General features: G+C 37.6%; 5 protein-coding genes. All 5 read right to left on the reverse strand.

From position 1 onward, the window contains the following. Positions 1-27: 27 nt before the first annotated feature. Positions 28-4,293: a DNA-directed RNA polymerase subunit beta' gene (rpoC, locus tag EL260_RS22865; RefSeq protein WP_123857794.1), complete on the reverse strand. Its 4,266-nt coding sequence runs from the start codon at positions 4,291-4,293 to the stop codon at positions 28-30. Between the two features lie 122 nt (positions 4,294-4,415). Next, complete coding sequence (gene rpoB, locus EL260_RS22870; RefSeq protein WP_123857795.1) at positions 4,416-8,237, reverse strand: DNA-directed RNA polymerase subunit beta; 3,822 nt, start codon at positions 8,235-8,237, stop codon at positions 4,416-4,418. 445 nt (positions 8,238-8,682) lie between these two features. Further along, positions 8,683-11,283 (reverse strand): T9SS type A sorting domain-containing protein, encoded by a 2,601-nt coding sequence (locus tag EL260_RS22875; protein ID WP_123857796.1) that lies wholly within the window; start codon positions 11,281-11,283, stop codon positions 8,683-8,685. Between the two features lie 32 nt (positions 11,284-11,315). Next, positions 11,316-12,470 carry a hypothetical protein gene (locus tag EL260_RS22880; protein WP_123857797.1) on the reverse strand — a complete coding sequence of 385 codons (1,155 nt, stop codon included), beginning with the start codon at positions 12,468-12,470 and terminating at the stop codon, positions 11,316-11,318. Positions 12,471-12,590: 120 nt separating this feature from the next. Continuing rightward, a complete protein-coding gene (locus EL260_RS22885) occupies positions 12,591-13,085 on the reverse strand; it encodes a hypothetical protein (RefSeq protein ID WP_123857798.1) in 495 nt (164 codons plus the stop codon). Positions 13,086-13,224: the final 139 nt, after the last annotated feature.

A 13,224-nucleotide genomic window follows, 5' to 3' on the forward strand; every position in this document is an offset into this window, starting at 1 on the left:
CAAACCCCAAATTTCAAATCATTAATTTTAGTTAAGGTCTTCGAATTCTTTCTTAGAACCTACGATAACATTCTGATACTCTTTAAGACCTGTACCTGCAGGAATTCTGTGTCCTACAATTACATTTTCTTTAAGACCACCAAGAGCGTCAACTTTACCAGCAACTGCTGCCTCGTTAAGAACTTTAGTTGTTTCCTGGAATGATGCTGCAGACATGAATGACTTAGTCTGAAGAGCTGCTCTTGTAATACCTTGTAATACAGGAGTTGCTGTAGCAGGAAGAGCTTCTCTTACTTCTACCAAACTTTGATCTTCACGTCTCAACTTAGAGTTCTCGTCTCTTAATTCTCTTGCAGTAATCATCTGACCTGGCTTGAATTCTTTAGAATCACCAGCATCAACGACTACTTTAAGACCGAATACTCTGTTATTTTCTTCCAAGAAGTCATACTTGTGCTCAAGAGCTCCTTCTAGGAATTGAGTATCACCTCCATCCACGATAGATACTTTTGTCATCATCTGTCTTACGATGATTTCGAAGTGCTTGTCGTCGATTTTTACCCCTTGTAGACGGTAAACTTCCTGAATCTCATTTACTAAGTATTCTTGAACAGCTGTTGGGCCTTTAATTCTTAAGATATCGTCTGGAGTAATTGAACCATCAGAAAGTGGCGAACCAGCTCTAACGAAGTCATTCTCCTGTACTAAGATCTGGTTAGATAATTTAACTAAGTAAATTTTTCTTTCTCCAGTTTTAGCCTCAACGATCAATTCACGGTTACCTCTCTTAATTTTTCCGTAAGAAACTACCCCGTCAATTTCAGTAACAACCGCTGGGTTTGAAGGGTTTCTTGCTTCGAATAATTCGGTAACTCTCGGAAGACCTCCGGTGATATCCCCCGCTTTCGCAGATTTTCTTGGGATCTTAATTAAGACTTTACCAGCCTTAATCTTTTCACCATCGTTTACCATCAAGTGGGCTCCTACCGGTAAGTTGTATGCTTTTTGCTCAACTCCTTTAGAGTCTACCACCTTCAAGGTAGGTACGGCTTTCTTATTTCTTGATTCAGAGATTACTTTCTCTTCAAATCCTGTTTGTTCATCAATTTCAAGTTGGAATGAAATACCTTGGATAATATCCTCGTATTCTACCTTACCTGAAGTTTCAGCAATGATAACCGCGTTATACGGATCCCATCTACAGATCATATCACCTTTCTTCACTTTATCACCTGGTTTAACAGATAATATAGATCCGTAAGGTACGTTAGCTACCATTAATGGAGTTTTTGACTCATTATCAGCAACTAATCTGAATTCTGTTGAACGAGAAACTACAACCTCAGCTGTATTACCGTTTTCATCTTCAGAAGTAATTGTTCTTACTTCATCCATTTCTACGATACCATCTCTTCTTGCAACAATAGATGGGTTTTCTGATACGTTTCCTGCAGTACCCCCTTGGTGGAAAGTTCTCAACGTAAGCTGAGTACCTGGTTCCCCAATTGACTGTGCTGCAATTACACCTACCGCTTCACCCATGTGGATTACTTTACCTGTTGCTAAGTTTCTACCGTAGCATTTTGCACAGATTCCTTTCTTAGCTTCACAAGTTAATGGTGAACGAACCTCAACAGCTTCTAATCCAGCCTCTTCGATTTTCTTCGCCAATTCTTCGATGATCACCTGGTCTGCACTTGCAATAAGTTCATCAGATTCAGGGTCATAAATATTATGAAGAGATACTCTACCTAAGATTCTTTCAGAGATTCTTTCAACGATCTCATCATTTTTCTTAAGTGCAGTAACTTCTGTACCTCTTAGTGTTCCACAGTCGTCTTCTGTAACGATAACGTCCTGAGCAACGTCTACTAATCTTCTCGTTAGGTAACCAGCATCGGCTGTCTTAAGTGCGGTATCCGCAAGACCCTTACGAGCACCGTGGGTAGAGATAAAGTACTCTAGAATCGAAAGACCTTCCTTAAAGTTAGCAAGGATCGGGTTTTCGATGATCTCCGCTCCGGTAGAACCGGCTTTTTGCGGTTTTGCCATCAAACCTCTCATCCCTGATAACTGACGAATCTGTTCTTTAGAACCCCTCGCTCCAGAGTCAAGCATCATGTATACAGAATTGAATCCACCTTGGTCAACTTTCATTCTGCTCATGATCATTTCAGTTAATCCAGCGTTGGTATTTGTCCAAACGTCAATTACCTGGTTATAACGTTCTGTATCTGTAATTAGACCCATGTTATAGTTGGCTCTAATTTCGTCTACCGTTTCAATTGAAGTAGCAATCATCTGCTTTTTCTCAACAGGAACTACAATATCTCCAAGTGAGAACGAAAGACCTCCTTTGAATGCGTTTGAATACCCTAAGTCTTTCATTGCATCCAAGAATTTCACTGTTGTAGGGAAATCCGTATCTGCAAGGATCTTACCGATAACGTTTCTTAATGATTTCTTAGTAAGAAGTTCATTGATATATCCTACTTGTTTAGGGACAATCTGGTTAAATAAGATTCTACCTACAGAAGTTTCGATTAATCTTATAACGATTTCACCGTTTTCTTTAACTGGTAGTTTACATCTTACTTTAGCATTTAATGAAACTCTACCTTCTGCATAAGCAATTTCTGCTTCTTCAGGAGAATAGAATGCAAGACCCTCTCCTTTTACTTTCATATCTTCTGTAGAGCTTAATTCTTTAGTCATGAAATAAAGACCAAGAACCATGTCCTGAGATGGTACTGTAATTGGAGAACCGTTTGCAGGGTTCAAAATGTTTTGAGAACCTAACATCAATAACTGAGCTTCAAGGATTGCTTCTGGTCCTAACGGTAAGTGTACCGCCATCTGGTCACCATCGAAATCGGCGTTGAATGCTGTTGTTACTAACGGGTGTAGTTGGATTGCCTTACCTTCGATCATCTTAGGTTGGAAAGCCTGAATACCCAGTCTGTGAAGAGTAGGTGCTCTGTTCAATAAAACAGGGTGACCTTTCATCACGTTTTCAAGGATATCATAAACTACTGGTTCTTTTCTATCAATAATTCTCTTTGCAGATTTTACTGTTTTTACAATCCCTCTCTCAATTAGTTTTCTAATGATAAACGGTTTGTAAAGCTCAGCTGCCATATCTTTAGGAATACCACATTCATGAAGCTGTAAGTTTGGACCTACAACAATTACAGAACGCGCAGAGTAGTCAACCCTTTTCCCTAGTAAGTTCTGACGGAAACGACCTTGCTTACCTTTCAATGAATCAGAAAGTGATTTCAATGGTCTGTTTGATTCAGATTTTACTGCAGAAGATTTTCTTGTATTATCAAATAATGAATCTACTGATTCCTGAAGCATACGCTTCTCGTTTCTCAAGATTACTTCAGGAGCTTTGATCTCCAATAATCTCTTTAAACGGTTATTTCTGATGATAACTCTTCTATAAAGGTCATTTAAGTCAGAAGTTGCAAAACGTCCTCCATCCAATGGAACTAATGGTCTTAATTCTGGTGGAATAACAGGAAGTACACGCATAATCATCCACTCCGGTCTGTTGATCATTCTTGTATTAGCACCTCTTAATGCTTCTACAACGTTCAATCTTTTCAGAGCTTCAGTTCTTCTTTGCTTAGAACCTTCATTGTGAGCTTTATGTCTCAAGTCGAAAGATAATGCATCAAGATCGATTCTTTTTAATAATTCCTCAACAGCTTCAGCACCCATTTTAGCGATGAATTTGTTTGGATCAGAATCATCAAGATACTGGTTTTCTACAGGAAGAGTTTCCATGATATCAAGGTACTCTTCTTCTGTTAAGAACTCCATATTTTCAAAATCAGAACCGTCTAATTTCTTAGCAATACCTTGTTGAATCACTACATATCTTTCGTAGTAGATGATCATGTCTAATTTCTTAGAAGGAATTCCTAAAAGGTATCCGATTTTATTAGGTAATGAACGGAAGTACCAGATGTGAGCAATAGGAACAACCAAACCAATGTGTCCGATTCTTTCTCTTCTTACTTTTTTCTCGGTAACTTCTACACCACAACGGTCGCAAACGATCCCTTTGTAACGAATTCTCTTGTATTTACCACAAGCACATTCGTAATCCTTTACAGGACCAAAGATTTTCTCACAGAATAGCCCGTCTCTTTCTGGTTTGTGAGTTCTGTAGTTAATAGTTTCCGGCTTTAAAACCTCCCCTCTTGAGTCTTGTAAAATAGACTCCGGTGAAGCTAAACCGATGGTTATTTTATTAAATCTACTTGATTTATTTTTATTTGACATAATTTTTTTTAGATTTTAGATTTCAGATTTCAGATTTCAGACGAAATCATCATTCCAAATTCAAGGATTATAAAATTCTTAGAGTGTCATAGTCTGACATCTTGTGTCTGACATCTGATATCTTACTCCTCTAATCTTACGTCTAATCCAAGACCTTGTAACTCGTGAAGTAATACGTTGAATGATTCTGGAATACCTGGTTCAGGCATAGATTCACCCTTAGCAATTGCTTCATAAGTTTTTGCTCTACCAATCACGTCATCCGACTTCACTGTCAAGATCTCTCTCAAGATGTTAGATGCACCGAATGCTTCAAGTGCCCAAACCTCCATCTCTCCAAATCTCTGACCACCGAACTGAGCTTTACCTCCTAACGGCTGCTGAGTAATCAATGAGTAAGGACCAATAGAACGTGCGTGCATCTTATCATCAACCATGTGTCCTAGTTTCAGCATGTAGATAACACCCACTGTAGCTGCCTGTGTAAACCTTTCTCCGGTACCTCCATCATAAAGGTGAGTGTGTCCGAATTTAGGAAGACCTGCTTTTTCAGTATACTCAGTAATCTGCTCAAGAGTTGCTCCATCGAAGATTGGTGTAGCGAACTTCATACCCAATTTCTGACCAGCCCATCCAAGAACTGTTTCATAAATTTGTCCGATGTTCATACGAGAAGGTACCCCTAGTGGATTCAATACGATATCTACCGGTGTTCCGTCTTCTAGGAATGGCATATCTTCTTCACGAACGATTCTTGATACGATACCTTTGTTACCGTGACGTCCTGCCATCTTATCCCCTACATTCAGTTTACGTTTCTTAGCGATGTAAACTTTAGCCAACTTCATGATACCTGCTGGAAGCTCATCTCCGATTGAAATTGCAAATTTCTCACGGTTTTTAACTCCCTGGATGTCGTTATATTTGATTTTGTAATTGTGAATCAACTGTTTGATCAATTCATTCTTATCAGCGTCTACTGTCCAATCTGAACCGCTAACGTTTACATAATCTTCAACTGAAGTTAATAACTTATGAGTAAACTTCACCCCTTTACCGATGATCTCTTCATCAAGGTCATTTTGTACCCCTTGAGAAGTTTTACCGCTTACCAGTGTATTTAATTTTTCAATTAAAGTGTTTCTCAACTCGTCAAACTTAGCCTTGTAAGTGTTTTCAATCTCTTCAAGTTTAAGTTTTTCTTCAGTTCTTTTCTTTTTGTCTTTAATGTTTCTAGAGAACAATTTCTTGTTGATAACCACTCCTCTTAATGAAGAGTCAGCTTTTAATGATGCATCTTTTACATCACCAGCTTTATCACCAAAGATCGCTCTAAGAAGTTTTTCTTCAGGAGTCGGGTCAGATTCACCTTTTGGAGTAATTTTACCAATCATGATATCTCCAGGCTTCACCTCAGCACCGATTCTGATCATACCGTTCTCGTCAAGATCTTTAGTAGCTTCTTCAGATACGTTTGGAATATCTGCTGTAAGCTCTTCCATACCTAATTTAGTATCACGAACTTCCAGTGAATATTCATCCACATGGATTGAAGTAAACCAGTCTTCACGAACCACTTTCTCGTTGATTACAATTGCATCCTCGAAGTTGTACCCTTTCCAAGGCATGAACGCTACTACTAAGTTTCTACCAAGAGCTAATTCTCCTTTTTCAGTAGCATAACCATCGCAAAGTACTTGTCCTTTTTCCACTACATCACCTACTCTTACGTTTGGTCTTAGGGTAATTGTTGTACTCTGGTTAGTTTTTCTAAACTTAGTAAGCTTATATGTTTTAGTAGCAGACTCGAATTGTACTAAATCTTCATCTTCGCTTCTGTCATATTTAATAACGATTCTGTCAGCATCTACATACTCTACAGTACCAGTACCTTCAGCGTTAATTAAGATTCTTGAATCTCTTGCAACTTGTTGCTCAAGCCCTGTACCAACAACTGGAGCCTGTGGCTTCAATAGAGGAACGGCCTGACGCATCATGTTAGATCCCATCAATGCACGGTTCGCATCATCATGCTCCAAGAATGGAATAAGTGAAGCGGAAATACCAGAAATCTGGTTTGGTGCAACATCAATAAGATTAACCTGAGCAGGTTCAACTACCGGGTAGTCACCATCTAATCTTGCAATAATTCTATCTGTTAAGAAGTCTCCATTATCACTCAATTCAACGTTTGCCTGAGCAATTACTTTATCTTCTTCATCTTCTGCATTTAGATAGATAGGATCTGCATTAAGCTCAATCTTACCACCTTCTACTTTTCTATACGGAGTTTCGATGAAACCTAGTCTGTTGATTTTCGCATAAATACCTAAAGATGAAATCAAACCGATGTTTGGTCCTTCCGGAGTTTCAATCGGACAAATTCTTCCGTAGTGAGTATGGTGAACGTCACGAACCTCGAAACCTGCTCTTTCTCTTGATAAACCACCAGGCCCTAGTGCAGATAATCTTCTCTTGTGAGTGATCTCTGATAGAGGGTTGGTTTGGTCCATGAACTGAGATAGCTGGTTGGTACCGAAGAACGAGTTAATTACAGATGTTAACGTCTTAGCATTAACAAGATCAAGTGGAGTAAAGATCTCGTTATCTCTAACGTTCATTCTCTCCTTGATTGTTCTAGCAATTCTTGAAAGACCTACTCCGAACTGTCCTGCTAATTGCTCACCAACAGTTTTAATTCTTCTGTTGGATAAGTGGTCAATATCATCAACATCAGTTTTTGAGTTTACTAGCTCAATTAAGTGTCTTACAATGGCAATGATATCTTCTTTTGTAAGAACTTCAGTGGTAGTTGGGATGTTTAGACTTAATTTTTTATTCAATCTGTAACGTCCTACTTCACCTAAAGAGTATCTCTGCTCAGAGAAGAATAATTTTTCAATGATTCCTCTTGCAGTTTCCTCATCTGGTGGATCTGCGTTTCTTAACTGACGATAGATATATTCTACTGCTTCTTTTTCAGAGTTCGTAGGGTCTTTTTGTAATGTATTCTGAATGATAGAGAATTCATTGCTGTTTTCTTTGTGAATCAAGATTGATTTCACACCAGCATCCAAGATAAGATCTAAGTGTTCTTTTTCAAGGATTGTCTCTCTATCTAAGATGATTTCGTTTCTTTCGATAGAAACCACCTCACCTGTATCTTCGTCTACGAAGTCTTCGAACCAAGTGTTCAATACTCTCGCAGCCAATGTTCTCCCTTCCACTTTTTTAAGGGCAGCCTTAGAAACTTTCACTTCTTCAGCAAGATCGAAAATCTGAAGGATATCCTTATCAGACTCGTAACCGATAGCTCTTAATAAAGTTGTTAATGGTAACTTTTTCTTACGGTCGATATAAGCGTACATTACACTGTTTATATCTGTTGTAAATTCCATCCAAGATCCTTTGAAAGGGATAATTCTTGAATAGTAAAGTTTGGTTCCATTCGCGTGGTAAGTTTGTCCGAAGAATACACCAGGTGAACGGTGAAGCTGCGTAACGATAACTCTTTCTGCACCATTGATGATGAAAGATCCACTAGGCGTCATATAAGGAACCGGACCTAAATATACATCCTGAACCACTGTTTGGAAATCTTCGTGTTCCGGGTCAGTACAGTACAATTTAAGTCTTGCTTTTAGAGGAACTGAATAAGTAAGTCCTCTTTCCACACACTCATCGATTGAATAACGTGGAGAATCTACCAGATAGTCTAAGAATTCTAATACGAATTGGTTTCTTGAATCCGTAATTGGGAAATTCTCTTGGAAAGTCTTGTAAAGAGCTTCTGTCTTTCTGGCTTCAGGAAGTGTATCAAGCTGGAAAAATTCTCTGAAAGACTCGATTTGGATGTCCAAGAAGTCTGGAGTAACAATTTTTCCTTTCGCTGATGAGAAATTAATTCTCGGATTTCCTTGAGTTGTTGATTTTGTTTTACTCATAAAACTTTTAAGAAAGGGTTAAAAAATATTTTGATTCATTTAAAAATATCAGGGTAGAAAGAAGAAAAGAGAGAAAAGATAAAAGACTTCAAATGTTTGGCGCTATTAGAAATCGTCTTTATTCTTTGTTCTTTATTCTTAAAATCTAATCCTAACTGCAACACTGGTATATCTTTTCACAGCGTAATGCAAAATATTTTTCTTACTTTTGAGGCAGCATTACCGCAATATCTATAAACACGAAATCCCTTTCATGCTTCACACAATGAAAGAGTTGATTTTCAGTATTTTATAAATTTACAAACAATTTTTCGCGCCAAAAGAGGGGCAAAGATACAAAAAGTTATCCACAATTACAAATAATCTATCTCATTTTGAGGTCATTAAAAAACAAAAGGTTGCCCATCTCTGAGCAACCCTTCTTTAACACTAAGTTTTCTTATAGCTATTTTACAATCACTTTATAAGATTTTACCGTTGATTTAGTTTCTATGTTAATGATATAAATTCCTGTAGGCAACGCAGAGGTATCAATACCTGAACGTACAGAAAATTTATCAGACTTCACCATTTTCCCTTCTGCAGAGAACAAAGTGTAAACTCCTTCTTCTGTAGCAGTAATTATAAGGCTTTCTCCAGCTTTCACAGGGTTAGGATAGATCTTCACATCATTAGCTACTTGTGATATTTCAGAAGTTCCTTTCATTTTTGCCGAAGTTGTCAACGCATTTTTCAACAATGAAGCATACGGTGAAAGTGGAGAATTTGGTGCTCCTCTTTTTACCAGATCTGTATCTACTACAGCCTGAATACCATCTTTATCACTATCATTAATTGTAGAGATAAATCCTCCACCCAATGTATCAAAATTACCTTTTCCTATCTGATACAGATCAAAGTCTGAACCGTTAGATGTAATATCAAGGAAATCAGGCAAATTATCTCCATCCGTATTTTTAATTGGATATTTTAAAACTCCGGAATCAGGATAAGTTTCCAAGATATCTGCTAACCCATTTTTCCCTACAGCCACACCACTATCAATAATACCATTATGATCTGTATCAATCTGGTTAATTACTGAGGTTGGAATCCCTGATTCAAAAAGATCTAGAATTCCATCGTTATCTGAATCCAGATCACGGTAATTTGGAATAGCATCTCCCAATATAGGAGTAATTAAGATATCTCCCTCCAAGTCATCGTCTTCAAATTTTCCGTTTTTATCAAAGTCTTCCATAGAATCTGGAATACCATCATTATCAGAATCAAAATCACACGCATCTACAATTCCGTCTCCATCCGTGTCCAGTGTTGGCGATTTATCATTCACCACTGTACATCCTTCTGCACAATCCGGAATACCGTTACCATTATCATCAATACTGTCATCTCCCCCAGGGCAGCGATCAAAACAATTCGGAACCCCATCATTATCATCATCTTTACTAGCAAATGCATTATAAATATAATAGTTCTGAGGAATACGAACAGCAGTACCACTATTGAAGGTAATCTTCATTCTGTTAAAAGGTTTCGTAGCCTTCCCACCTACATAAAATTTATTGGAGTTTGTTGTAAAGAAATTTCCGCTGATAAGACTTCCTGAGCTGGTAAAAGTGTCTGTTACAGAGTTTCCATTATACAATGTTACGCTAATATTTTCAAGAACGCTTACCCCAAGAATATTTCCTGCTTTTTCCACAGTAAACCCGGCCATCGTATTAGCAGGAAGCATACTATTACTGCTTACGGTAGCAAATGCGGAGAAAATACTGAAAATAGAGGCAGCCGGAACCGTTGCCGTTGCATAATTGGACGGATTGTTATCTACAATTGCTTCCGGATTTGTCATTTTAGCTAAAATAAGACCAAGGAATCCAGGCCCTGATGTCCAGCTTGATCCTGTTACTAAATTTCCAGGTACTGCTGAACCGCTGGTCTGAATTTTATCATCACATTCACAAGATACCGGCTCTTCAAAAGCATAATACACTTTAAGTGCTCCCAGATTAAATCCTACCGTCTGCGTAATCTTCAATCTTACTTCATTGAAGGGTTTAGTGGTTGTTAAAGTTATTTTTTGTTTCCCTGAACCATATCCAAGAACTTTAATATTAATTAATCCGCCACCATCGGAAAGCTGTTTAGAGTCCTGGAGCTGCCCGAATAGATAAGTTTCAATTGTAATATTCTTTAAAAATTCAGCACTTAACAGTTTACCTTGGTCATCTGGTTCAATTACAAATCCGGTTCTGTTTCCTGACGGATAGACCTGATTTTTATCTAAAACTCCTACTGAATAGGATCCTAATAATCCTATAGGAAGAACTATTTTCCCAAAAGAGTTTTTATTTCCGTCTCCAATATTTTCTTTATTCTGAACATAAGAAAGCGGAGCAAGGAGACTACTGCTTCCGGACACGTTACCATCCACACCACTTCCTGCAATGATATCATCACAAATTCCATTGTTATCTACCGGTACCCTGGAAGGATCAAATGCAAATGCATAGTACACATTCATGGCACTGAATACAGAAAGAACATTGGTTTGGTACAATCTAACTTCATTAAACTCCTTAGTGGTCTTAAAATGTAAGAATATTCTGTTTTTACTACCCCCGAATGCTGGTACTGATAAAAGTGTACTGCTGGTAGTCGTTTCCTGAAGAACGCCATTTTTATACGTACTGATTCTTAAAGAGCTTAAAAGATCAATCGTAATAAAACTTGTTCCAAGATCCACATTAAATCCGGTAATATATCCTGCCGGATAAGTAGTATTGTTATTCTTTACAGAAATTCCATTTCCACTTACTAAAGAAGCGAAGTTTCCCATATTCACACTGTTATCCAGACTGGCATCCACCACTGGATTCATACTTCCGTTATAACACGCCAAGCAAATCCCGGAATTGTTTACCGGTTTTGCCTCCACCCCCATTCCACGGATAGGTTCATACCCTTGCTGCGCAAATACCACTGCAGACATCATCAATGTCATAAGCATTGCAGCCAGTTTCTCTAATAATTTTTTGGTCATTTTTTATTGTTTTATAAAGTTTGTATTTTCTATTAAAGGGTCTGCCATGCAAAAGCACTGGTACCGGTTTGCTTACAACCCACAAAACTCCCTACAGATAATGATACTTCATATATAATAGTTCCTGCATTAGAAGCATCACACGTTGGTCTTGCATTCGCTTTAATTTGTATTGCTTTACTTACTTCCAGATCTGCAAAGTTTACTGAACTGGGAATCATATTGATTCCTACATTAGTAGTTGCAGCGTTATTCTCATTAAAAAAGACCTGCGTTCCGTTTGTAAATACGGTTTGTCCTGAATTAGCAGTTCCGGAAAATCCTATTACAAATGCTTTTCCCCCAACAGCCGAACTTGCAGAGCCCATGGCAATACTATTGGTATCCACTGTATTTCCGCTACCTATGGCAATTCCACCTTTGTTATTATGCAAATTTCCAAGTGTAAGCCCTGTCGCACCACTCACTGTATTTGAATTTCCAAACACAAAATGATTAGCTCCTGATGCTGTATTAGAATTCCCAATAATCTTCGCACCACTGGTTGCCAAGTTATTAGCACCAATAGCTACAGCTGGAAAATTAGCATTGATTGCAGTAGCCGTATTATTTCTTCCGATAGCAACATTAGAAGAGGTCGAATTGGTTGTATTATTTGAACCCCAGGAAAAAGCGGCATAGGAGCCCGTGGCATCGTTGGAATTGCCACCTTGCAATGTTCCGTTTACGTCCAATATTGCTTTTACATTTTTTTGAGTCCCCAATACAAGATTCTGTCCATCACTTGTTCCCAAATAATTCCCGGTAGAAATATCTGTTCCTAACGTTGAGGAAGTTGCTACTGTACCACCGTTACCTACAATACGCCAGTCTCCATTTAAATTCCCCCATCTTGTTCCATCGAAATAATAATAACCAGGTGTTATAACATTTACTGTTTGCCCGGTAGGAGTTGTTTCGGCAGAAGTAACATATACTATTGCTCCGGTTTGAGCAGCTGTATAATTTTTAGCTTTCAGCTGTACTCCTGTAAGTCTTGGAGCAATAGCTCCATCAAGTTTATTAGCATCCGAAGGAAAACCCACCACATCAAGAGTAGCCTGAGGTTGTTCTGTACCAATCCCAACCTGTGCTAATGTGAGATAGCCGATAGATAAAAATGTTAATGTGAATAATTTGCTTTTCATTTTAGTTGATATTTGTTGTTTTTTTATGTTTTATAGAAAGGGCAATCCAATGGCTATTTCATTTAAATTTATAAATGAAATGAAGCAAACCCATCCAGGGATCGAAAAAAGAAAGGAATATTATCTAAAAGAGACCGTATTCAATTTATCAGGAATTTTAATGATAAATTGAAAGCCATCAATCAACTTGACAGAGTTAACGTAAAATCTCTTCACCTGCTTTACTATATTAAAAACATCTGCATGAACACCAGCGTTAAATATTCTCCATTTATTTCCAACAGAAATAGACTTTAAATCCTTCATAGGTAAAAGAAAAAAATTCCAGTCATTAACAGTAGGGAGATGGCTTTGTAAAGAGTGTTCTAAAAATATAGGTTGAGAATGAGCATTGATCTTTACCTCATGATGTCTGTATTTCACAGAACTCAGAGACTCCTGTGAAAAAGTATCATATAAGTGTGGGTAAAGTTCAGTATCTTTTGTATCTGTGTAATGCAACAACTCAGACATACCCATTGTAGCAGATATGATTCTTGCGTTTAATTTTCCTATAGTCAGCAGAAGCAGAAGAAATGCTATTTGACCATAGGAAAGAATATAATTTCTATCCAAGTTGTTGTGTTTTTTATTATTACAAATATAATACTTTTTCAAATAAAACAATATTTTAACAATAAAAATACACTAAAAAAGTAAAATACATAAAACAAAGATAAAATATTATGTTAATTATTAGTAAATCATCAACTAT

It is taken from the genome of Chryseobacterium nakagawai (genome assembly GCF_900637665.1).
GTDB lineage: Bacteria > Bacteroidota > Bacteroidia > Flavobacteriales > Weeksellaceae > Chryseobacterium > Chryseobacterium nakagawai.

Excerpts from the sequence above, each read along its gene's own strand:
- rpoC (WP_123857794.1), bottom strand. The coding sequence starts at position 4,293 with ATGTCAAATAAAAATAAATCAAGTAGATTTAATAAAATAACCATCGGT.
- rpoB (WP_123857795.1), bottom strand. The coding sequence starts at position 8,237 with ATGAGTAAAACAAAATCAACAACTCAAGGAAATCCGAGAATTAATTTC.
- EL260_RS22875 (WP_123857796.1), bottom strand. The coding sequence starts at position 11,283 with ATGACCAAAAAATTATTAGAGAAACTGGCTGCAATGCTTATGACATTG.
- EL260_RS22880 (WP_123857797.1), bottom strand. The coding sequence starts at position 12,470 with ATGAAAAGCAAATTATTCACATTAACATTTTTATCTATCGGCTATCTC.